Annotated in this window: 16 protein-coding genes; 5 read left to right on the top strand and 11 right to left on the bottom strand. The window is 70.7% G+C overall.

Annotation, left to right across the window (positions count from 1 at the left end):
- The first annotated feature begins 138 nt into the window (after window positions 1-138).
- Window positions 139-1,560, top strand: a complete 1,422-nt coding sequence (locus ABH920_RS35355) for an FAD-binding oxidoreductase (protein WP_370353608.1) — start codon at window positions 139-141, stop codon at window positions 1,558-1,560.
- An 85-nt stretch (window positions 1,561-1,645) separates the two neighbouring features.
- Here the strand turns inward: ABH920_RS35355 and ABH920_RS35350 are convergent, their stop codons facing one another.
- Complete coding sequence (locus tag ABH920_RS35350; RefSeq protein WP_370353665.1) at window positions 1,646-2,893, bottom strand: cytochrome P450; 1,248 nt, start codon at window positions 2,891-2,893, stop codon at window positions 1,646-1,648.
- Between the two features lie 303 nt (window positions 2,894-3,196).
- On the opposite strand from ABH920_RS35350, the gene ABH920_RS35345 reads away from it, so the two are divergent.
- Window positions 3,197-4,546: a hypothetical protein gene (locus ABH920_RS35345; protein ID WP_370353607.1), complete on the top strand. Its 1,350-nt coding sequence runs from the start codon at window positions 3,197-3,199 to the stop codon at window positions 4,544-4,546.
- 40 nt (window positions 4,547-4,586) lie between these two features.
- On the opposite strand, the gene ABH920_RS35340 is transcribed toward ABH920_RS35345, so the two are convergent.
- The 3 genes from ABH920_RS35340 to ABH920_RS35330 form a co-directional block, all read right to left on the bottom strand.
- A complete protein-coding gene (locus ABH920_RS35340; RefSeq protein WP_370353606.1) occupies window positions 4,587-5,435 on the bottom strand; it encodes a BTAD domain-containing putative transcriptional regulator in 849 nt (282 codons plus the stop codon).
- 16 nt (window positions 5,436-5,451) lie between these two features.
- On the bottom strand, window positions 5,452-6,132 hold the full coding sequence (locus ABH920_RS35335; protein ID WP_370353605.1) for an O-methyltransferase: 681 nt from the start codon (window positions 6,130-6,132) through the stop codon (window positions 5,452-5,454).
- Between the two features lie 101 nt (window positions 6,133-6,233).
- Window positions 6,234-7,172, bottom strand: a complete 939-nt coding sequence (locus ABH920_RS35330) for an NADP-dependent oxidoreductase (protein WP_370353604.1) — start codon at window positions 7,170-7,172, stop codon at window positions 6,234-6,236.
- A 142-nt stretch (window positions 7,173-7,314) separates the two neighbouring features.
- Here ABH920_RS35330 and ABH920_RS35325 point away from each other — a divergent pair, with 142 nt between their 5' ends.
- The gene (locus ABH920_RS35325) at window positions 7,315-7,860 is read left to right on the top strand and encodes a MarR family winged helix-turn-helix transcriptional regulator (RefSeq protein ID WP_370353603.1); all 546 of its coding nucleotides are present in this window, start codon (window positions 7,315-7,317) and stop codon (window positions 7,858-7,860) included.
- A gap of 32 nt (window positions 7,861-7,892) precedes the next feature.
- On the opposite strand, the gene ABH920_RS35320 is transcribed toward ABH920_RS35325, so the two are convergent.
- From ABH920_RS35320 to ABH920_RS35295, 6 genes are all read right to left on the bottom strand, one after another.
- Window positions 7,893-9,116, bottom strand: coding sequence for a cytochrome P450 (locus tag ABH920_RS35320; protein ID WP_370353602.1), 1,224 nt, complete (start codon window positions 9,114-9,116; stop codon window positions 7,893-7,895).
- A 35-nt stretch (window positions 9,117-9,151) separates the two neighbouring features.
- Window positions 9,152-11,470 (bottom strand): BTAD domain-containing putative transcriptional regulator, encoded by a 2,319-nt coding sequence (locus tag ABH920_RS35315; RefSeq protein ID WP_370353601.1) that lies wholly within the window; start codon window positions 11,468-11,470, stop codon window positions 9,152-9,154.
- A gap of 162 nt (window positions 11,471-11,632) precedes the next feature.
- Window positions 11,633-12,760 carry an FAD-dependent monooxygenase gene (locus ABH920_RS35310; RefSeq protein ID WP_370353600.1) on the bottom strand — a complete coding sequence of 376 codons (1,128 nt, stop codon included), beginning with the start codon at window positions 12,758-12,760 and terminating at the stop codon, window positions 11,633-11,635.
- A 1,791-nt stretch (window positions 12,761-14,551) separates the two neighbouring features.
- Complete coding sequence (locus ABH920_RS35305; protein ID WP_370353599.1) at window positions 14,552-15,709, bottom strand: acyl-CoA dehydrogenase family protein; 1,158 nt, start codon at window positions 15,707-15,709, stop codon at window positions 14,552-14,554.
- 14 nt (window positions 15,710-15,723) lie between these two features.
- Window positions 15,724-17,280, bottom strand: a complete 1,557-nt coding sequence (locus tag ABH920_RS35300) for an acyl-CoA carboxylase subunit beta (protein WP_370353598.1) — start codon at window positions 17,278-17,280, stop codon at window positions 15,724-15,726.
- Window positions 17,281-17,358: 78 nt separating this feature from the next.
- Entirely contained in the window at window positions 17,359-18,417 is a 1,059-nt protein-coding gene (locus tag ABH920_RS35295) for an LLM class F420-dependent oxidoreductase (protein ID WP_370353597.1), read from the bottom strand.
- A gap of 120 nt (window positions 18,418-18,537) precedes the next feature.
- Here ABH920_RS35295 and ABH920_RS35290 point away from each other — a divergent pair, with 120 nt between their 5' ends.
- Together ABH920_RS35290 and ABH920_RS35285 are read left to right on the top strand one after the other, a co-directional pair.
- Window positions 18,538-20,166 carry a Rieske 2Fe-2S domain-containing protein gene (locus ABH920_RS35290; protein WP_370353596.1) on the top strand — a complete coding sequence of 543 codons (1,629 nt, stop codon included), beginning with the start codon at window positions 18,538-18,540 and terminating at the stop codon, window positions 20,164-20,166.
- A gap of 87 nt (window positions 20,167-20,253) precedes the next feature.
- A complete protein-coding gene (locus ABH920_RS35285) occupies window positions 20,254-21,138 on the top strand; it encodes a TIGR03619 family F420-dependent LLM class oxidoreductase (protein WP_370353595.1) in 885 nt (294 codons plus the stop codon).
- A gap of 99 nt (window positions 21,139-21,237) precedes the next feature.
- Here the strand turns inward: ABH920_RS35285 and ABH920_RS35280 are convergent, their stop codons facing one another.
- Window positions 21,238-21,960, bottom strand: a complete 723-nt coding sequence (locus ABH920_RS35280; protein ID WP_370353594.1) for an SDR family NAD(P)-dependent oxidoreductase — start codon at window positions 21,958-21,960, stop codon at window positions 21,238-21,240.
- Between the last annotated feature and the right edge of the window lie 71 nt (window positions 21,961-22,031).

Below are 22,031 nucleotides of genomic sequence, written 5' to 3'. Positions count from 1 at the left end.
CCGGCGTGCACGCTGTGTGCTCGATATTGGTCAGGGTGCTTGACTATCAGGTGTCCGGGACGTACGGTTACCTTACTACTCTTCGTGATCACCCGGAACCGCGACAGTGCCGGCCACCCGGCACGGACAAGGGCAGCCATGAGCAGTGTGGACCGAGCCGCCACGATTGATCCGCCGATCGACCCCGAGACGGTCACGGAGCTGGCCACACGGATCCAGGGTCCCGTTCTGACCCCCGCCGACGAGGCATATGACGCCGAGCGCAGCGGCAACCAGACCGCACGCCGACACCACCCCGACCTCATCGTCGGCGCCACCGGCGCGGCCGATGTGCAGGCGGCCGTGACCTTCGCCAGGGAACACGGCCTCCCAGTCGCGGTCCAGGGCACCGGCCACGCCTCGGCCGCGGTCGCCGCCGACGGCGGTCTACTCATCACCACCTCCCGTATGCAGGGCGTCCGCGTGAGCCCGGGCACCGGCACCGCGTGGGTGGCCGCCGGGACGCGCTGGGACCAGGTCATCCACGAGGCCGCGGCCGCCGGCCTGGCCCCGCTGTCCGGCTCGGCCCCGGGCGTCGGCGTGGTCTCCTACACCCTCGGCGGCGGCCTGGGCCTGCTCTCCCGACGCTACGGCTTCGCCGCCGACCACGTGCGCAGCATCGACGTGGTCACCGCGGACGGCCGGCTGCGCCAGGTGAGCGCCGAGGCCGACCCGGACCTGTTCTGGGCGCTGCGCGGCGGCCGGGACAACTTCGGCGTGGTGACCGGCATCGAACTCGACCTGATGCCGGTCACCACGATCTACGGCGGCGGCCTGTTCTTCCCGGCGGACTCCATCACCGAGGTCTTCGACGCCTACGTCCGCTGGACCGCCCACCTGCCCGACGAGATGACCTCCTCGATCGCGATGATCGCCTTCCCCGACGCGCCGATGCTCCCGCCGCCGCTGCGCGGCCGCTACGTGGCCCATGTGCGCATCACCTACTCCGCCGACGACCTGCGTCCCGGCGCGGACCTGGTGGCCCCGCTGCGCGAGCTGGAGCCCTTCATCGACACGGTGAAGGAGATGCCTTACACCGCGGGCGGCACGATCCACAACGACCCCCCGGTCCCGGGCGCCTTCGAGTCCTTCACGGCCCTGCTGCACGACTTCGACAGCACCGGAGTGCACGCGCTGTTCGCGCTGGCCGGCCCGCAAGCCGCGGTCCCGCACGTCATCGAGCTGCGGCACCTCGGCGGCCGACTCGCGAACCCGCCGGCGGTCGGCAACGCGGTCGGCGGCCGGCACGCCCGGTACGCGATCAACGTCATCTCCCGCCTGGAGCGCGCCGAACTGAGCGAGATCCGGCCGGCGCACGAGCGCATCTTCGCCGCGCTGGAGCCCTGGGTCGTCGGCCGCACGCTGAACTTCCTGAACGGCGCGGACGACGCGAAGTACGTGCGCTCCGCCTACGAGCCGAAGGACTACCAGCGGCTGACCGAGATCAAGGCCGCGTACGACCCGGAGAACCTGTTCCGTCTGAACCACAACATCCCGCCCGCGGGTTCGCAGGGCTCATAGACCGGCGGGTGCCGCCGCCGGGATCGGTGGCCGCCTCTTGCGGGGCGGCCACCGATCCACTTGTTTCGGCGCTGTTTCAGCTGCTCTACGCCTGAGCCTGCGCCCCGAGGAACACCGGCAACCCGACCACCGAGTTGGAGAAGATCGACGGCACCGCGGTCAGCGCGTCGTCCTCGACCGCGAGCCGCAGCTCCGGGAACCGCGCGAACAGCGCCGGCAGCGCGATCGCCGCCTCCAGCCGCGCCAGGTTCGGGCCGATGCACACGTGCGGCCCGGCCCCGAACGCCATGTGCTTGCCGGCCGACCGGTCGATGTCGAACTGGTCGGCGTCCTCGCCGTAGCGCGCCGGGTCGCGGTTGACGCCGCTCCAGGGCGCGAGAATCGCCTCGCCCTTGGGGATCGTCACCCCGGCGACGGTGACGTCCTCGGTCGGGAAGCGGGCCGGGAAGTTCCCGACCGGCGAGTCGAAGCGCAGCGTCTCCTCGATGACCTTCGCCCAGACCTCGTCACCGCCCTCGTCGACCTTGGCGCGCTGCTCGGGGTGGGTGAGAAGAGCCCGCGTGGCGTTGACGATCAGGCTGATCGAGGTCTCGTGGCCGGCGCCGATGAGCATCCACAGCGTGTCTTCGAGCTCTTCGTCGGTGAGCGGCTCGCCGTCCTCGCCGTTGATCGCGAGCAGCGCGCTGGTCAGGTCGTCGGCCGGCTCGGCGCGCCGCATGGCGAACAGCTTCTGCCACAGCTCGTGCCGCTCCTGCTGCGTGGCCATGTACTCCTCGGCCGTGGTGTCGGCGCGCACCACGGTGTCGATCAGCTGGCGGAACCTCGGCCACCACTCCTCCGGCACGCCGATCAGCTCGCAGATCACCTGCATCGGGAACGGATAGGCGTAGTGCTTGCGCAGGTCGACGACGCCGTCGGCGTCCGCCAGCGCGGGCAGCTCGTCCAGCATCCGCGCCACGATCTCGCCGATCCGCGGCCGCAGCGCCTCGACCCGGTTCCGGGTGAACGTCCTGGTCAGCGGACGCCGCAGCCGGCGGTGCTCCCCGCCGTCCCGGGCCATCGCGTTGTTCAGCCGGATCATGCTCAGCAGCGGCCAGTCCTCGGGCACCTCGCCGCGGCTCAGCGCGTCCCAGTTGCGCCAGTCCCGGCCCACGCGCGGGTCGGCGGCCAGCTCGGCGAGCAGGCCGTAGTCGGTGATGACCCACATCTGCACACCGCCGGGCAGCTCGGCCCGGATCACCTGGCCGGCCTCGCGCATCCGCGCGGCCTCGCCGTGGCGGTCGGCCCCGGACGGATCGATGCGGATCACCGGCGGAACGGTCTCGGCGACCATGGAGTCGGACACGGGAACTCCTCCCCCGGGCCGGTTCGGCCATCGGCGGAGCCGGCCCATCAGATGTCAAGAGAAATGACGCCGGCAAGGCGGCCGACGGCTCACTGGAATACCATCACGGCACACTTGAGAATCGACTAAATACGGCTCATAGACCAGCTCAGAGCCATGACGCCTTATTATCATCGGGAATTCATGGTGTCCACCCCGCGCTATTTGCTAGCATCATCGCGAGCGGGTTTCCGATGATCGGTTCCGGTATTCACACATCGCATTTCACGCAATGATGGGGGTCGAGGCGAAATGAGCATTCCGGGCACCTCGCGGGCGCTGAGCCCGGCGGAGCGCTGGTACTGGATCATCGATCAGCTCTCCACGCTGAACGTCTGCGCGCGGGTCCGCGTCGAGGGCGCGGTGTCCACCGACGCGCTGCTCGGCGGGCTGCGCGCGCTCCAGGCCCGGCAGCCGTTGCTGCGCCTGGCGATAGCGACCGAGCCCTCGGGCATCGACCCGCGCTTCGTCCCGACGAGCGCGACGATCCCGCTGCGCGAGGTCACGGTGACCCGGCTGGAGGAAGAACGCTGGGCGCAGGAGATCGACGCCCACGAGTTCGCCGAGTCCGTCGACTGGCGGACCGGACCGCTGGCGCGCGCGGTCGTGATCCGGCAGCCGGGCGGGATCAATGATCTGATTCTCTCGGTCCCGCACTACATCTCGGACGGGACGACCGCGCTGGCCCTGCTGCGGCAGTGGGTACTGCTTGCGGCCGAGCCGGGCGCCGCCGACGCCACTGACACAACCGACACGGTTGAAGCTGCCGAAACGCCGATCCCCGTCCCGGTGGAAGACCTCTTCCCGGAACGTCACCGCACCACCGCCGGCGCGCTCCCCGACCGCGAGGCCGCCGACCCCACGGCGGACGAGTCCGCGGAGGCCGGTCGCCTCGAACCAGAATTCTTCGTCCCCTTCGACCAGCGCCGGACCCGGCTCCTGCACCGTTTCCTGCCCGCCGACGCGCTGGCGGACCTGACGGCGGCCTGCAAGCGCGAAGGCGTCACGCTGCACGGCGTGCTGGCCGCCGCGCTGGCCAGCGCGGTCGCCCGGGACGCCGAGGCGGCGCCCGGCTCGCACTTCGCGGTCGGCTCCCCGGTCTCCTTCCGCGACGAGCTCGAACGCCCGGTGTCCGAGGACGAAGTCGGCTGCTTCGTCTCGGCCGTGCACTCGGTCGTCGCCTACCAGCCCGACGACCTGTGGTCGATGGCGCGCTTCGTCAACCGCGACCTCACCGAGCGCCGCGAGCGCGGCGACCAGTACCCGGTGTTCGCGCTGCTGGCCACACAGGGCCCGGCCGGCATCGTCGACAGCGAACCGCTGGTCCGGTACATCGAGGAGCACGGCTCGTTCAACTTCTTCATCTCCAACATCGGCCGCTTCGACTTCCCGGCGCAGGCCGGCGGCTGGCAGCTGTCCGGAGCGCAGTTCGTCGGCGGCATCTCAGTGGTCGGATACCTGGCCTCGTCGGTCAGCACCAGCCACGGGCAGCTCTCGTGGAACTTCACGCACATCGCCGATGCGGTGTCCCGCGAGCGTGCCGAGCGCATCGCCGACGACAGCGTGAAGACCGTGCTCACCGCTGCTGTCTCAGGCTCCTGATCTGTCTGGCCGCCTGGCCGCCTCAAGAGCCTGATCCGGCTCAGAACGAGCTCGCCAGCGACGGCGCCTCCAGCAGGTCCGCTGCCGATCCCCGCGGCAGCGGCACCACTTCGGCCTCGTCGAGCACCGGATCCTGGGTCAGCACCGCCTGGTGGAACCTCTTGAGCTTGCCGGAGGGCTCCAGCCCGAACTCGGTGCGCAGGTTGTGCCGCACCTGGTGGAACGCTTCCAGCGCGCGGATGCGGTAGCCCGACCGGTACAGCGCGATGACGAACTGCGCGTGCAGGTTCTCGTGGAAGCGGTTGCGCGAGGTCAGCACCGCCAGCTCGCCGAGAATCTGGCGGTGCAGCCCCAGGCGCAGATCCAGCTCGATGCGGTAGTCCAGCATCGTCATCCGCGACTGTTCCAGCGCCGCCGCCTCGGCGCGGATCCGCGTGCCCGGCTCCACGTCGGCGACCGCGGGCCCGCGCCACAGGTTCAGGGCGTGCCGGAAGTCCCGGGCCGCCGAGTGGTAGTCCCCGGCGTCCATGGCCTTGATCCCCGTGCGCTGGAGCCGGTGGTAGACCTGCAGGTCCAGCTGGCCCTGCTCGACGACGAAGCGGTAGCCGTTGTGCACCGTCTGCAGCACGTGCTCGGACACCTCGGCCAGGGTGAGCCCGGTGGCCCAGGTCAGCTTCTTGCGGAGCTGGAGCACGTAGATCTGCAGCGCGGCGCGTGCGCTCTTCGGCGGCGCCTCGCGCCACAGCTCGTCCATCAGCACCGGCACGGGTACCACGCGCATCGCGTTCAGCAGCAGCAGCGCCAGCGCGGTGCCCGGCTTCTGGGCGACCGGGGTGGCCGCGGCGGCGCCGTGCTGGATCGACAGCGGACCCAGGACCTTGATGTCCATCGGCTCGTCAGGCGCCTCAGCCGAGCTTGAGGCACACCTGGACGCCCATGTGGACCGGGAGCCGCACGGAGAAGTACCCGTTGGCCGGATCGGTCACGTGGTCCAGGAACTCCTGGTAGACGCCGCGGCCGATCTCCAGGTCCACGTCGTCCACGACCACCAGCGCGCCGGGCCGCAGCCGCGGCGCGACCAGCTCCAGGATCGGCAGCCGCAGGTCCAGCCAGCCGTCCAGGAGCAGCAGGTCCACCGGCCCGGGCAGCTCGCGCAGGGTCTCGCGGGCGTCGCCGAGCCGCAGCTCGATCAGGTCGTCCAGGCCCGCCTCGGCGAAGTTCTTCTCGGCGGCGAGCGCCTTGTCGGCCTGCAGCTCGGTGGTGATGACGGTGCCGCCGCCGTTGTCGCGGACCGCGCTGGCCAGGTAGAGCGTCGATATACCGAAGGAGGTGCCGAACTCGACCACGGTGCGGGCCTGAGCCGAGCGTGCGAGCAGGTAAAGCAGGCGCCCGCCGTCCTGGCTCACCGACATGATCAGGTCTTTGGTGCGCTCGGCCAGCTCGTCGGCGGGCAGGTCGACCGGGTACTCTCCGGCCATGTCGACCCCGGCCGCCTTGAAGGCGGCCACCAGGTCCTGCTTCTCCTCGGCGGCCTGCAGCCGGCTCAGCGTCGCGGCGACCGCCTCGGAGGACAACGTCGAATGCATGGGGGGAACTCTCCTCAGGCTCGTGACGGCGAACTGACGACAGACGATCGGCGGAACGGAGAACCGGGCCGGCCACGGTACGGCCGGCCCGGCGGAGCGGGTCAGGGCACGAGGACGGTGCGGCCGGGCAGCCGGCCGGCGGCGGCGTCGTCGTGCACGGCGCGCAGCTCGGTCAGGGGGCGGCGCTGGGCGACGTGGATCTTCAGCTCTCCGGCGTCGACGCGCGCGGTCAGCTCGGCGAGCTGCGCGGCGTCGCTGCGCCCGAACACGACCAGGTTCCGCACGCCGCGCCCGATCTCCTTGCGCAGCCCGGGCGGCACGATGGTGGCGAAGACCCCGCCGTCGGCGACCAGCTCGGCCAGCGGTGCCAGCTCGGCCTCGCCGGCCGAGGCCACGACGTTCACCACCACGTCGAACTGCTCCCCGGCCAGCGCCTCGGTGACGGGTTCGACGGTGTAGTCGACGATCCGGTCGGCCCCGTAGGACTCGACGCGCTGCCGGCTTTCCGGGCTCGCGGTCGCGGTGACCACGGCCCCGGCGGCCGCCGCCAGCTGGACCAGGTAGCCGCCGACCGCGCCGCCGGCCCCGTTGACCAGGATGGTCTGGCCGGGCTTGAGCGCCGCGTGCTCGACCACGATCTGCAGCGCGACCAGCGCCACCGACGGCAGCGCCGCGGCGTCGGCCAGCTCGCCGGAGCTCGGGGCCGGGGCCAGGGTGTCGGCCTCGACCACGGCGTACTCGGCGGCCGCGCCGGGCGCCGGGATCGGCAGCCAGGCCACGACCGGGTCCCCGACGCTCCAGCCGGCGACGTCCGCGCCGATCTCGGCGACGGTCCCGGACAGGTCGTAGAGCGGGATGTGCGGCAGCACGATCGGGAACGCCTCGGTCACGAAGCCCTCGCGGATCGGCAGGTCGACCGGGTTGAACGCGGCGCCCGCCACCTTCACCACGACCTGGCCCGGGCCGGCCGCCGGGCGGTCCACGTCTTCGTGGACCAGGACGTCAGAGGCGCCGTAGGAGTGGAAGCGCACCGCTTTCATGATCAACCTCTCTCTCGCGTTCTTCGTCGCTCAGATGCTTCAAGATCGAAACAGATGCTTCGACCTTGAAGCTTCACTGTAGCTGCTTCGATTTCGAAGCACAACCGCTGTCCTTCTCGCCGGTTCCCTGTACGCTCGAGGAATGGACGGCTCGGATCCGGCAGACGTGGACGGCGTTCAGGGCCTCGAACCCCAGCAGCTCGGCGCCTACTTCGCGCTGATGGAAGCCGTCAGCGTGCTCCAGCACCAGGTCGCACGACAGCTGCGGGCCGAGGGCGACATCAGCTACGTGCAGTTCGAGGTGCTGGCGCGCCTGACCACCGTGGACGGCCCGCTGACCATGACGCAGCTCGCCGACGGCGTCGTGTACAGCCGCAGCGGCCTGACGTACCAGGCCGGCCTGCTGGAGCAGGCGGGCCTGATCACCCGCGTCCCGAGCCTGGACGACGAGCGCGCCACCCTGGTGTCGATCACCGAGGCCGGCGCCGCCCTGGTCGGCCGGGTGCTGCCGGGGCACGTCGAGGTCATCAGGCGGCTGCTGTTCGAACCGCTGTCCGACGAGGACGTGAAGCAGCTCGGCGACATCATGCCCCGGGTGCGCGACCACATGCGGGCTCAGCCGCCGCGCTCGGCGGCGCCGCGCAAGCGCCGGCGGGAGGCAGTGCCCGAGGTACCGCGGGAGTCCTGACCCGACCGCTGCCCCGGCGCCCGCCGATCTGTTCAGGACCGGGCGGCGAAACGCAGCGGCAGCTCGTTCGGGCCGTGGATCCCGGTCGGCGGCCGCCAGCTCACCGAGCCCGCCAGCGACGGCGGGCCCAGGCGCCGGGCGAGCGCGGCCAGCGCCTCGACCATCTCGGTGCGCGCCAGCGGGGCGCCGAGGCAGTAGTGCGGGCCCGCGCCGAACAGCAGCGGGGAGGGCAGTCCGGTCGCGGTGACGTCGAAGGTCGCGCCGGTGGCGAACACGCGCGGGTCGCGCTGGGCGGTCTGCGCGCACATCGTCAGGAACGTGCCCTTGGCGACCTCCAGGCCCTGATACTCGAAGTCCTCGGTCGCGCAGCGGTAGATGATCGGTGTGGAGGGGACCCAGCGGATGATCTCCTCGACCGCCTGCGCCGCCAGCTCCGGGCGCTCGCCGAGCAGGTTCCACTGCTCGGGATGGTCGGCGAAGACCACCATGGCGTTGGAGAGCTGGTGGCAGGTGGTGTCGTGCGCTGCGAACACCAGCGTGACCAGCAGGTTGCGCAGCTCCTCGGTGCTGACCTGGCCCTCGGTCCGCTGCGCGGTGACCAGGGTGGAGATCAGGTCGTCGCCGGGGTCCTTCGCCTTCTCCTCCATCAGGCCTGAGACGTACTCGTTGAGCCCCAGGACGCTCTTCTCCACCCGGTCCACGATGTCGCCGCCGTGCACCAGGCTGAAGACCAGGCCGATGTCGCTGGTCCAGAGCTTGAAGGTGTCGTAGTCCTCGGTCGGCACGCCGAGCAGTTCGCACATCACGGCCAGCGGCAGCGGATCGGCGAAGCTCTCGACGAACTCGTGCACCTCGCCGCCGGCCATCGCGTCGGCCATGCGCTCGGCCGCGGCGCGCACGAACGGCCGGACGCGCTCGATCATGCGCGGGGTGAAGGCCTTGGAGACCAGGTTGCGCAGCCGGCGGTGGTCCTCGCCGTCGTGGTTGTTGATCATCGGCACGAACCACTCGTAGATGGGGCCCGCGACCACGCCGCTCTGCTCCATGTAGCCGCGGCCGTTGTGGTCCAGGCGCTGGTCCCGCAGGAGTTCCTGGGCCTCGGCGTAACGCAGGACCAGAAGGCCGATCGGGCTCTCGGCGTACCAGCTCTGGTCCTGGGCCGCCATCGCCTGCGGCGAGCCGAAGTCGAAGTCGGGGTCCAGGACGTTCAGGAACGGGATGTCGGTGGATGTGGGTGAAGTGTTCTGGGCCGTCACCGTACTCACTTCCTTCGATCAGTCGTGGGGAGACGTCATCGGGCGCGGGCAATTGCGGTGATCGCCGCCGCGCGCCGCGGGCGGCACCCGGGGTTCGGCGCGGCGGCGGGGTCCTGGGGGAGCTGCGCGACGGGGTGCAGCGGTTCGGAGGGGTGCACGCGGGGATGCGGCCAGCGGACCGTCGGCGGATTGGGCGCCGACGGGTTGAGCGCTGGCGGATTGGGTGTCGGCGGATTGGGTGTCGGCGGATCGGGCGCCGGCAGGTTGGGCGCCGGCAGGTGGTCGGCCATCGCGCCGATCCGCCGGTGCAGCCGAGCCCGCCGCAGGTGGCCGGTGGTCTCGCAGAGCACCTCGGCGACCAGGGCGTGCGCGAAGCGGAACCAGCCCAGGCGCGTCCGGTCCTCCACGACCACGCCGGCCGCGACCGCCGCGTCCAGGAGCTCCAGCGCGGCGTCGATCTCGATGCCCAGCACCCCGGCCACGACCTCGATCTCGAAGTGCCGGCCGACCACGGCCGCCACGGACAGCGCCTCCCCCACCGGATGCGGCAGTTGCGCCACGCGTCGCAGCACGACCTCCCGGACCGAGGTCGGCACCGGCACCGCACCGGGATCTTCGAGGGCGTGCTCGGTGGTCAGGGCTTTGATGAACTCGCGCAGGAAGAACGGGTTGCCGTCGGTCCGGGCACACAACACCTCGGCGGCGCGCTCGCTGATGCCCCGCCGCAGGATCGCGCCGGCCATACGCTGCGCGTCCCGGGCGGTCAGACCGGCCACGGCGATGCGGGTGGTCTCGCGGCGGGCCAGCGCCGCCAGGGTCTCGGCCAGCACCGGCGCCTCGTCGGAGCGGTAGGACACGACCAGCAGCAGCCGGCTCGCGGCCACCGACTCGGCGAGGTGCGCAAGCAGCCGCAGTGAGCAGGCGTCGGCGCGGTGGAGGTTGTCGAGCACCACCACCAGCGGTTCGGTGCGGGTGGCGCCGGTCAGATAGTGGACGATCGCTTCGAAGCTGCGGAGGGTCGCGGTGGCTGCGACCTCCACGCCGTCGCTCTGGTCCGGCCCGTCGATCAGTTCGCCGACGAGCGCGGGTACCGGGCGTTGCGGGAGGGCGTCGGCGGTCGCGCGGAGGACCTGTTCCCAGGGCCAGAGCGGCGGCGCGGTGACGTGCTCGGGGCAGGTGCCCCAGAGGACCGGGACGCCGGCGAGGTCGGCGAGGTCGGCGAAACGATTCAGCAGCCGGGTTTTCCCGACCGCCGGCTCGCCGGACACCGCCGCGACCCGGCCGCGGCCGGCGCGGGCTGCGGCCAGGGCTTCGGTGAGTTGCGCGAGGAGCGGTTCGCGGCCGACGAAGACGTCGCCGTCGGGGTCTGTTTCGGGTGTGGGCTGTGGAGGATGCTCGGCGAAAGGCCGCTCGGGCACGGTCTCGGCGGGATCGGGTATCGCAGGAGGCTGTGTCGTAAGCGTTTGCGCCGACGGCACCAGCGACGGCGGCGGCGACGGCGTCAGCAGCGCCGTCGACGTCGACGGGATCGGCTCGGCGGCGGTAGGGCGCCGGTCCAATGTCGGGGCCTGATTCAGGATCTCGACCTTGAGCTGTTGCAGGTTCGGGCTGGGGTCCAGGCCCAGTTCCTCGGTGAGCTGGACCTCGATGGCCCGCAGCACGTCGAGCGCTTCAGCCTGGCGTCCCGAGCGGTACAGCGCGCGGCTCAGGAGTTCGCATCCGTACTCGCGCAGGGGATGCGCCTTCATGAAAGCGCCCAGTTCGGCCACGGCGCGCGCGTGCGCTCCGACCGCCAGCAGCGCCGCGCAGCGCATCTCGAAGACCGCCAGCTGGAGCTCTTCGAGGCGTGCCACGTCCGGTGCGACGCCGAGCGCGCCGGCCACGTCCTCGTACGCCTGGCCGCGCCACAGGGCCAGCGCGGCCTCGAACTCGCGCAGCGCGCGCCGCGGGTCGTCGCGGTCCCAGGCCTGCCAGCCGGCCGTGGCGTGCTCGGTGAAGCGGCTGACGTCGACGTCGACGACGCCGCCGTCGAGCAGGTAGCCGCGGGGCGAGGTGCGCAGGACGGTGGCGGGCGCGCGCGGCGGGCGGTCCGGCTCCAGAAGGCGCCGCAGGTTGGCGACGTACGCCTGGAGCGAGGCCATCGGCGAGGCCGGCGGGTGGTCGGCCCACAGCGTGTCCAGGATCAGGTCCACCGCCACCGGCTGGCCGACGCGGCTCACGAGCAGCGCGGCCAGCGCCCGCTGTTTGGGCGCCCCGAGGTCCACCGGGCGGTCGGCGACGGTCGCCTCGATGGGGCCCAACGCGCGGATCCGCACCGGATGCGAGGGGCCGACAGCTGACGCGCCGGTCGACATCGAGCCTCCCGATTCTCGTCGTTCTCATCGCCGCCCGTCACACTCCGAACACGGTCGGCGCCGGTTCGAATCTAGGAACGACTGCTCAAAATTCCCTTAACTCTCCCCCTGACACACGGGACATGTCATAGCCCTGAGTCAGTCCGCTGAGGCCGGCACGCCTCAGATGGGCTCGACGAGTTTGGCGAGCGCGCGCTCCACGACCGCCGTCTGCTCCTGCGGCGGCGCCTGCTCCTGCTCCAGCCGCCCGATCTCGATCGAGCTCTCGACGACGAACCGGCACCGCTCGCCGCGCCGCGCGGTGAACGCCGCGAAGACCTCGGCGACACTGCCGCGCGCGCCGACCTCCTCGCCGAGCACCAGCGCGTCCTCCACCGCCATCCCGGCCCCGGAGGCCAGCTGCGGCGTGGTGGGATGCGCGGCGTCGCCGATGACGATGACCCGGCCGACGTGCCAGGGGCTGGGCAGATGGAAGGACTCCAGCGGCCGGTAGACGATCGCGGTGGCCTCGTCGATCGACTCCCGGATCCGCCGCACGTGGCCGCCGTAGGGCGTGAGCAGATCGACCAGGCCGCGCCGCAGCTCAGAAGGCTCGCGCATCCGGCGCGGCGTCCGCTCGACCGCGAACAGGTACATCTGCGTGTCCGAGATCGGAGTCCACCCGACCTTCGCGACCCCACCGAGGAAGTAGTGGCGCTGATGCACCCACGACGGCCGCGGCACGATGATGCGGAACACGCTCTGCCCGGTGTACACGGGCCCGGGCGCGTCGGGCAGGATCTGCGCGCGGGTGCGCGAACCAATGCCGTCGGCCCCGACGACCATGGCGTAGCGGCCGGCGGAGCCGTCGTCGAAGGCGACGTCGACCCCCTCCGCGTCCTGGTCGAGACGCCCGACGCCGACCCCGAGGCGCGGCTTGACCCCGGCGGCGAGCACGCGCGCGGACAGGATGCCGTGCAACACCGGCCGCGCAATCCCGCCGGAGCCGCACACCCCGGAGCCGGGCGGCATCGCCGTGGGGACGTCGCGCAACGGCTCCCCGTCGACGCCACAGACCCGGATGCCCTCCCCGACATAGCCCTGCGCGGCGACCTCGTCGTAAACACCGAGCTGCCGAAACGCCCGCAACGTCGGCCCGGTAATGGTCAACCCGGCCCCGCTGACCTTCCACTCCGGATCGACATCGACCAGGTCGACCTCGGCCCCCACCCGCCGCAACGAGATCGCCGCCGCCATCCCCGCGATCCCCGCCCCGACGATCAAAACCCGACCCACCAGCTCGGACGCCATACGAGTCCCCTCAAGCTCGAGCAGGCCGCGCCCGGCGAATCCGGGTGTAGGAGGCAAGACGCGCAACCCGCACTTACGGTCGTTCTCGGCGCGGTCCAGCATAGCCAGTGAGTCAGGGGACGAAGTTGGTCGCGGGTAGCGAATCAGGTTACGTATATGTGTCGCGGGAGCGACGGGGAACTAAAGGGGCGCTCCTGCTTGATGTGTGGGTGTGGGTGTGGGTGTGGGTGTGGGTGTGGGTGTGGGTGGGCTGGGGTGTGGTGGGTGCGGTTTGTTGGTGGGTTTTAAGAGCTTTTTACGGCTTCGCCTAAGGTTTGGTGACCTCGCGGGGGGACGCAGTTCGGTGGTGCCCGGCTGGTTGCGCTGGCGGCCGGCGGGTAATGCTGGACACGACCGCGCACCGGTCCGAGTCACTGCGCACACGTCAGGTCGGCGGCTGGCGGCCGCGTTTGGTGGGCACCTGAAAGTCAAGAGCAGGCGCCTCCGGCGGGGGCACTCGAGACTCTGAGGGATCCCCAACCCCCCGCCTCGGCGGCGGTCCGAATGTTGGTCGCCTCGTCCCGGATCCCTCGTCGCTGTCGTCGCCCTAAAGGGAACCATCCCGGCCTGGCGGGGTAAAGCCGGATCGCACGCTGCTGTGGTCGGGTTTCGTTCGGCTTGACCCCGCCAGTCCGGGCCAATGCCGCGTAGTTAAGGAATCTGCGGCCCTGTCAACTAGGACAATTTGACCTCAACGCTCGTTCAATACGCTCGACTTGTCACAGCCTGGCGGCGGCGAGGGCACCGTATCCGAAGCCCACCTGGTCAAATTCAGCGCAGTTGACAACGGGCCAGAACTCTTAACTACGCGGCATTGCAGTCCGGGCTGGTTGTGCAAGCACCGCCGACAGCGACGAGGGATCCGGGACAACCCCACTGTGGTGTGGACGGGGTCCACTCGGGTGCGTGCACGTGCGGGTGGTGACGTGGCGTGCCCAAGACGAGGGAATCCTTCCCACAGGCGGGGTTGTCCCGGGTTCCCCGTCGCGTCGGCGGGCGTAGCCAAGCTGACCGGGCCGGTGGTGTCAAGTCGCACGGAACCCGACCCAAGCAGCGTGTGATCCGACTTGATACCACCGGACCGGCCCAATGCCGCGTAGTTAAGGAATCTGCGGCCCTGTCAACTAGGACAATTTGACCTCAACGCTCGTTCAATACGCTCGACTTGTCACAGCCTGGCGGCGGCGAGGGCACCGTATCCGAAGCCCACCTGGTCAAATTCAGCGCAGTTGACAACGGGCCAGAACTCTTAACTACGCGGCATTGCGGACCGGCCTGCTTCCGTGAGGCGACGATGCGACGGGGAACCCGGGACACAGGCGACCACAAGCAGCATCCGGCAGCAGACAGCGCGACCCCCCCTCCCCGGAGCGAGTGCCGCTCGCCGCGCAGGCGCCGCCGGAGGCCCTGTCTTTGACTTTCAGGCACCCACCAAACGCGGCCGCCACCCGCCCACCTGACGTGTGCGCAGTGACTCGGACCGGTGCGCGGTCGTGGACACGGACACCGCCGGCCGCCAGCGCCGCCCGCAGCACACCACCGAACTGCGCCACCCAGCGAGGTCACCAAACCTTAGGCGAAGCCGTAAAAAGCTCTTAAAAACCCACCAAAAAACCGCACCACCACACCCCAGCCCACCCACACCCACACCCACACATCAAGCAGAAGCGCACAAAAGGCGCCCCCCAGCCGCCGCCGATCGACTCGGCGGCGGCTGAGGACCGCCTTAGTAATCGCGCTCGACGTGAAGCCTCAGGCGTTGGGCAGCCCCATGTCCCGCGCGATCAGCATGCGCTGGACTTCCGAGGTCCCCTCCCCGATCTCCAGGATCTTCGAGTCCCGCCACATCCGCGCGACCGGGAACTCGTTCATGAACCCGTACCCGCCGTGGATCTGCGTCGCCTCGCGCGCGTTCGTGACCGCCGCCTCGGAGCAGTACAGCTTCGCCATGGCCGCTTCGGCCTTGAACGGCTCTCCGACCAGCATGCGGCTGGCGGCGTCGTAGTACGACAGGCGCGAGGTGTGGGCGCGCAGGCGCATGTCCGCGAGCTTGAACTGGATCGCCTGGTTGGCGCCGATCGGGCGGCCGAAGGCTTCGCGTTCTTGGGCGTACTTCACCGATTCGTCGACGCAGCCTTGGGACAGGCCGGTGGACAGGGCTGCGATGGCGATGCGGCCTTCGTCCAGGGTGCGGAGGAAGTTCGCGTAGCCGCGGCCTCGTTCGCCGAGGAGGTTCGCCGCCGGGACGCGGACGTTCGCGAACGACAGTTCGCGGGTGTCCGAGGCGTTCCAGCCGACCTTGCTGTACTTCGGGGCCACCGTCAGGCCGGGGGTGCCGGAGGGGACGATGATCGTGCTGATCTCCTTGCCGCCATTGGATTTCGTGCCGGTGACCGCCGTGACGGTGATCAGGCCCGTGATGTCGGTGCCGGAGTTGGTGATGAAGCACTTCGTGCCGTTGATCACCCACTCGTCGCCCTCCAGCACCGCGGTGGTGCGGGTGGCGCCGGCGTCGGAGCCGCCGCCGGGTTCGGTGAGGCCGAAGGCGCCGAGCATCTCGCCGGAGCAGAGGCGGGGCAGCCACTCCTGCTTCTGCTCCTCGGTTCCGAAGCGGTGGATCGGCATCGCGCCGAGCGAGACGCCCGCCTCCAGCGTGATGGCCACCGAGGAGTCGACGCGCGCCAACTCCTCCAGGGCCAGGCACAGGGCGAAATAGTCGCCGCCCATGCCGCCGTACTCCTCGGGGAACGGCAGGCCGAACAGGCCCATGCGGCCCATCTGGGCCACGATCTCGTAGGGGAACTCCTCGCGCTCGTAGAACGCGCCGATCTTGGGCGCGACGACGTCGTGGGCGAACTCCTCGACGGTGGCGCGCAGTGCTTCGTACTCTTCGCTCAGACGGTGATCCATGGGAGTTCCTCCGCTCAGACGGGGGTGACGCCGTGACGGCGGCGGGAGAAGAAACGGTCCTTGCCCTCGGCCGCGCGGTAGCGCGCCACGAGCGAGGACCGCAGGGCGGCCGGCTCGACGATGTCGTCGATCACCAGCTCGCTGGCCAGGCGCACGAAGTCGATGTCGGTCTCGTACTCGGCCCGCTTGTCGGCGACGAAGGCCTCGCGCTCGGCGGGGTCCTCGATGGCCGCGATCTTGTTCGCGTAGACGGCGTTCACCGCGGCCTCGGCGCCCATCACCGCGATCTTCGCGGTGGGCAGCGCGATCGTGGCGTCCGGTTCGAAGCCGGGGCCGGCCATCGCGTACAGGCCGGCGCCGTAGGCCTTGCGGACCACGACGCAGATCTTCGGCACGGTGGCCTCGGAGACGGCGGTGATCATCTTCGCGCCGTGCCGGATGATGCCCTGCTTCTCCACGGCCGTGCCGACCATGAAGCCCGGCACGTCGGACAGGAACAGCAGCGGCACGTTGAACGCGTCGCAGAGCTGGATGAACCGCGTGGCCTTGTCGGCGGAGTCGACGAAGAGCACGCCGCCCTTGAACATCGGGTTGTTCGCCACGATGCCGACCGGCTTGCCGTCCAGCCGCGCGAAGCCGACGGTGAGCTCCCGGGCCCACAGCGCGTGGATCTCGAAGAACGAGTCGGCGTCGACCAGGCCCTTGATGAAGCGCCGCATGTCGAACGCCTGGCGCTCGCTGACCGGCACCAGCGCCGCGAGGTCGATGTTCGCCGGCGAGTCGGCGGCCTCGGCCGAGGGCGCGTCCTGCTGCCAGTTCGAAGGCAGGTAGGACAGGTACCGCTTGACGGTGTCCAGCGCGTCCTGCTCGGTCTTGACCAGGAAGTGCCCGACGCCGGACTCGGCGCAGTGCACCCGCGCGCCGCCCATCTCCTCCAGCGTGGTCTTCTCCCCGGTCACCATCTCGACCATCCGGTCGCTGCCCAGGTACATCGAGGCGTTGCCCTCGACCATGACCACCACGTCGCAGAACGCCGGGATGTACGCCCCGCCGGCCGCCGAGGGCCCGAACAGCGCGCACACCTGCGGGATCGAGCCGGAGGCCCGGACCTGGGTGTGGAAGATCTTGCCCGCGCCGCGCCGGCCCGGGAACAGGTCCACCTGGTCGGTGATGCGCGCGCCGGCGGAGTCCACCAGATAGACCATCGGCACGCCGGTGCGGTACGCGGTCTCGATGATCCGGATGATCTTCTCGACGGTGCGCGCGCCCCAGGACCCGGCCTTCACGGTCGAGTCGTTGGCCATCAGGCACACCGGCCGGCCGGCGATCCGGGCGGTCCCGGTGACCACGCCGTCGGCGGGCAGGTCGCCGGCCATGGCGTTGGCGAACCGGCCGTCCTCGACGAACGACCCCTCGTCGACCAGCAGCGCGACCCGCTCGCGGGCGAACAGCTTGCCCTTTTTCTCGTTCGCCGCGTGGTACTTCTCCGCCCCGCCGCGCAGGATCTCCGCGGTCAGCTCGGGCAGGTCATGGTGCGGAAGGGTGTGCGGTGGCACGCCTGGTTCCGTCATATGTGGCAACTCCTTTGTTGCTATTTGTGCACGTGTGCGCAAGGACACGCTCGCATCAAAGATTCTGCCAGCGAGTCTCTACTTCGCTAGTGCCCGGATGGTGTGCTCGATCACACCTGCGTCATATGACTCCGGAAGCATCACGATCTCGTCGACCCCGGCCTGCCGGTAGTCCTCGAACGCCGAGCACACCTGGTTCAGGTCGCCGATCGCAGCGATGGAACGCAGCACGTCAAGCGGCATGGCCGCGAGCAGCGACCGCTCGTGGGCCCCGCCGCGCGCCAGGTCGATCAGCTCGCCGTGCCCGGCCTCGGCGAACATCCGGCCGAAGCCGTCCGCGTCCAGGTAGGGCAGCAGCGAGCGCCGGATCCAGTCCAGCGACTCGGCGTCGGGGTCGACGACGGTCGGCAGGAAGACGGCCAAACGGGGCACCGCCCGGTTCATCCGGTCCGAGGTCAGCGCCAGGCGCGCCTTGATCCGCGCGGCGTGCTCGACCGTGGCCAGCGGGACGGCCACCCGGTCGGCGCGGCCGACGGCGACCTCGCAGGCCTCCAGCCCGAAGGCCAGCACGGTCAGCGAGGCGTGCGAGGGCTCCAGCCGGGAGCGGAAGCCCCGGGAGCGGACCGACACACCCTGGAAACTGACCGGCTCGCCCCGGGTCAGCGGGCCCAGCACCGACAGGCTCTCGGCCAGCGCGGTCGCCGGATCGGTGCGCGGCCGGCCGTGCCAGTCCACGACCACCAGGCCGGTGGAGGCGGTCAGCGCCAGGCCGATGTCCCGGCCGGTGAGCGCGGCCACGCTGGCGGCGCCCCGGGCCGCGGTGACCGGGTCGCGGACGGCCGCGGGCAGCGGCCCGAGCGTGAGCGAGGCGCGCGGCCGGACCGGATTCGCGCGGTGGAACTCGCCGGCCGTGGCCGGGCTCGCGCCGGGCGGCCGGGCCCTGGAGCCGGCGTCCGGATCGGCCGACGGCAGCTCCCCGGCGGCCGCGGCGACCGCCACGGCCAGCGCGAAGGCGTCGTGCCCGGTCGACTCCCCCAGCCAGATCTCCTGGTAGCCGAGCTCGTCGGCGAGGCCGGCCAGCCGTACGGTCAGCGCCGGGTCGCTGTCCGTGCGGTTGCCGAGAAGAACCCCGTCCACGATCACTTGACTCACTGCCCCCTGGTGTAGCCCGCTATAGCCCGCTCGAGCCGACCGCCTATGATCCGCCCCGGTGGCAGAGTACCGTTCGGGGGTCTCGCGGTGCGATACGTTGGATCGATGCGCATCACGTCGATTGGTCACGCCGGAATGCTGGTGGAGACCGCCGCCGGCCGGATCGTCTGCGACCCGTGGTTCACCCCGGCGTACTTCGCTTCCTGGTTCCCCTTCCCGGACAACTCCGCCTTCGGCTCCCAGGCCGACCCGGCCGGGATCCGGGACGCCGAGTACCTGTTCGTCTCGCACCTGCACCACGACCACTTCGACCCGCACTGGCTGTCCGCCAACATGTCGAAGGACACCACGGTCCTGCTGCCCGACTACCAGGTCCCGGACCTGCGCGACGAGTTGGAGAAGCTGGGCTTCCGGAACTTCGTGCAGACCCGCAACCGCGAGGTCACCGAGCTCCCCGGCGGCCTGAAGATCCTCATCGACGCGCTGATCACCCCGACCGACGGCCCGCTCGGCGACAGCGGCATCGCCATCGACGACGGCGAGGTCCGCATCTTCAACCAGAACGACGCCCGGCCGGTCGAGGACGGCCCGGTGGCGGCGTTCGGTCCGTACGACGCGCACTTCCTGCAGTACTCCGGCGCCATCTGGTACCCGATGGTCTACGACTTCCCGGACCGGATGAAGGCCACGGTCGGCCGCCGCAAGCGCGAGAACGGCATGGCGCGCGCGCTGCGCTACGTCGAGCAGTACGGCGCCGGGCAGGTCTTCCCCTTCGCCGGCCCGCCCTGCTTCCTGGACGAGCGCGACGGCCTGTTCGCCATCAACGACTTCGACGACGACCCGACGAACGTCTTCCCCAGCCAGCTGGCGTTCCTGGAGTTCATGCGCGAGCAGGGCCACGACAACGGCCACCTGTTCGTCCCCGGCACCACCGTGGTCCTCGGCGCCGACGGCAAGTGCGAGATCGAGCAGGTCCCGCAGGCGCAGATCGACGAGATCTACGGCGACCGCCGCACCTACCTGACGAACTACCAGAAGCGCGCGCAGCCGCAGATCGACGCGATGCACGCGGGTCTGCCGCAGGACAAGTCCGACCTGGTCGCCCAGCTCAAGGAGTGGATCGAGCCGCTGCTGGAGTGGGCCGACCACACCTGCGCCGGGCTGAACGGCCGGATCCTGCTGGAGACCGCGGACCCGGCGAGCGGCGAAGTCGACGACCACATCGTCTTCGACTTCCTCACCCGCACGATCGGGACGTGGGACGGCGAGGCGGAGTGCCGCTACAAGTTCCGCACCGAGCGTCCGCTGATCGAGCACCTGGTGCGGACCCGGACCCCGGACTGGGTGAACGAGCTGTTCCTGTCCTGCCGGTTCCAGGCCTCTCGCAAGGGCCCTTACAACGAGTACATCTACACGTTCTTCAAGTCGCTCTCCGAAGAGCACATGACGTACGTCGAGGGGTACTACGCCGAGTCCAGCGACGTCACCGACCTGGCCCAGGCCGAGGGCTACGCGGTGCAGCGGCACTGCCCGCACCTGAAGGCGGACCTGACCCGCTTCGGGACGGTCGCGGACGGGGTGCTGACCTGCTCGATGCACGGCTGGCAGTTCGACCTGACGTCCGGGCGCTGCCTGACCAGCGACGACCGCAAGCTGGTGGCGCGGCCGCTGACCGCCGAGGACGGGGAGCTTCCGGAGATTCCGAAACAGACACAGATTCCCGCCGAAGTCTGAGCTCGCACGGGAACAGTGGCCCCCGGCGCGGTAGTTTGCATGACTGGTCCGGCGAACGGACCGTAGGCGAACGGAAGGAACAGGCCCGTGCGGCTGGGGGTCAACGTCCCGAATTTCGGACCGGCCACATCGGTGGACGTGTTGGAGCGCTGGGCGCACGTCGCCGAGGGTCTCGGCTTCGACCTGCTGATGGTGTCGGATCACGTGCTGGTCACTCCGGACTTCGCCGACCGCTATCCGGCGCCGTTCCAGGACCCGCTCACCACGCTGGCCTGGCTGGCCGGCCGCACCTCACGGATCCGGCTGGGCACCACCGTGCTGATCATGCCGTACCGGCAGCCGGCCCTGACCGCGCAGATGGCGGCGAGCCTGCACCGCCTGTCGCGCGGGCGCTTCGTGCTCGGCGTGGGCGTCGGCTGGTCCCGGCAGGAGTTCGCAGCGCTCGGCGTGCCGCATGAGCGCCGCGGCCGGCTGACCGACGAATACCTGGACGAGATACACCAGATCTGGGGCGGCGGCATCGAAGGCGTGGCTCCGGCCCTGCTGCCGGAGGAACTGCCCGGACCGCCGGTGTGGATCGGCGGCAACAGCGACGCGGGCATCCGGCGCGCGGTGGTGTCCGGCAACGGCTGGCACCCGCTGGGCTTCACGATGGACTGGATCACGGACGCGGTCGGGCGGCTGAAGGCGTTCGCCGACGAGGCCGGGCGCGCGGTGCCGACGCTGGCGCCGCGGATCAAGCTGCGGGTGACGGCCGAGGCGGTCGCGGACCCGGAGCGGCAGGCCGGGATCGGCAGCCTGGAGCAGGTGCTCGACGACCTGGACCGGCTGCGTGCGCTGGGGTCGGAGGTCGTGGTGCTGGATCCGTACCACGGGGATCCGGCGGAGTTGGAGCGGCCGGAGCAGGCTTGGCGGGACTTGGCCGTCGTGGCTGCGGCTTGGGATGACTTCTCTGCGGCGTCCGGCGCTTAGCGGCTTACGGCTTGAGCCATGTGTGCCGCACCGCCGCCCTCGGCGTGAAGGTCCGAGGGCGGCGGCGCGGCTGTTTCCAGCGGGTACTTCGGCTCAGGTTCAGGCCGCGATCATCCCGGCCAGCTCCCGCTGCAGGGCCGTGACCGGCGCGTCGAACCACCCCGCGGCCAGGGACGCGGCCAACGGGTCCGGGAAGATGTCCTCGACCCCGTCGGCCACCGCGGCCATGATTTCGGCCGCGACCGCGTCGGGCGCGGCCTTGGCGATGTCCAGGTCCTTCGACATCTCGGTGTCGAGCGGCCCGGCCAGCACCGCGTGCACCCGCATCCCCCTCGGTGCCAGCATCGCCCGCAGCACCTGCGTGAACGAGTACGCCGCCGCCTTCGAGATCGAGTAGGCCGGCATCAGCGGGACCGCCGCGACCGAGCTGGTGGACAGCACGTTCACCAGCGTGCCGCGGGAGGCGCCGAGCTGGTGCCGGAAGGCGTGCGAGACGTCGTACGGTCCGTAGAGGTTGACCGCGAGCAGCCGCTCCAGCTCGGCCCGGTCGTCGAGCGCGGCGTAGGAGGCGACGCCGGCGTTGTTGACCAGCATGTCCAGCTCCTCGACCGTCTTGGCCGCGAGCTCGATCTGCGCGGCGTCGGTGATGTCCAGCGCCAGCGGGACGACGCGGCTGTCCGGGTGCGGCACGGGCCGGCGCGCCCCGGCGTAGACACGCTTGGCGCCGTGCCCCAGGGCGGCGTTGACCAGGGCCCGGCCCAGGCCGCGGTTGGAGCCGGTGACCAGGACGGTCTTGTCGGTGAGGAAGTCGTTGGTGGTCATGGTGTCTCACTCCGATCGGAGTCGTTCTTTCGTTGACACCCCCACTGACACGGGCCCGGCCGGAAACTGGG

The organism is Catenulispora sp. EB89, from assembly GCF_041261445.1.
Taxonomy (GTDB): domain Bacteria; phylum Actinomycetota; class Actinomycetes; order Streptomycetales; family Catenulisporaceae; genus Catenulispora.
Note: the sequence above shows the minus strand (reverse complement) of the source record. Positions and strands in the feature narration are given on the sequence as shown.

Coding starts and splice junctions, on each gene's coding strand:
- ABH920_RS35355 (WP_370353608.1), top strand. CDS start 139: ATGAGCAGTGTGGACCGAGCCGCCACGATTGATCCGCCGATCGACCCC.
- ABH920_RS35350 (WP_370353665.1), bottom strand. CDS start 2,893: ATGGTCGCCGAGACCGTTCCGCCGGTGATCCGCATCGATCCGTCCGGG.
- ABH920_RS35345 (WP_370353607.1), top strand. CDS start 3,197: ATGAGCATTCCGGGCACCTCGCGGGCGCTGAGCCCGGCGGAGCGCTGG.
- ABH920_RS35340 (WP_370353606.1), bottom strand. CDS start 5,435: ATGGACATCAAGGTCCTGGGTCCGCTGTCGATCCAGCACGGCGCCGCC.
- ABH920_RS35335 (WP_370353605.1), bottom strand. CDS start 6,132: ATGCATTCGACGTTGTCCTCCGAGGCGGTCGCCGCGACGCTGAGCCGG.
- ABH920_RS35330 (WP_370353604.1), bottom strand. CDS start 7,172: ATGAAAGCGGTGCGCTTCCACTCCTACGGCGCCTCTGACGTCCTGGTC.
- ABH920_RS35325 (WP_370353603.1), top strand. CDS start 7,315: ATGGACGGCTCGGATCCGGCAGACGTGGACGGCGTTCAGGGCCTCGAA.
- ABH920_RS35315 (WP_370353601.1), bottom strand. CDS start 11,470: ATGTCGACCGGCGCGTCAGCTGTCGGCCCCTCGCATCCGGTGCGGATC.
- ABH920_RS35310 (WP_370353600.1), bottom strand. CDS start 12,760: ATGGCGTCCGAGCTGGTGGGTCGGGTTTTGATCGTCGGGGCGGGGATC.
- ABH920_RS35305 (WP_370353599.1), bottom strand. CDS start 15,709: ATGGATCACCGTCTGAGCGAAGAGTACGAAGCACTGCGCGCCACCGTC.
- ABH920_RS35300 (WP_370353598.1), bottom strand. CDS start 17,280: ATGACGGAACCAGGCGTGCCACCGCACACCCTTCCGCACCATGACCTG.
- ABH920_RS35290 (WP_370353596.1), top strand. CDS start 18,538: ATGCGCATCACGTCGATTGGTCACGCCGGAATGCTGGTGGAGACCGCC.
- ABH920_RS35280 (WP_370353594.1), bottom strand. CDS start 21,960: ATGACCACCAACGACTTCCTCACCGACAAGACCGTCCTGGTCACCGGC.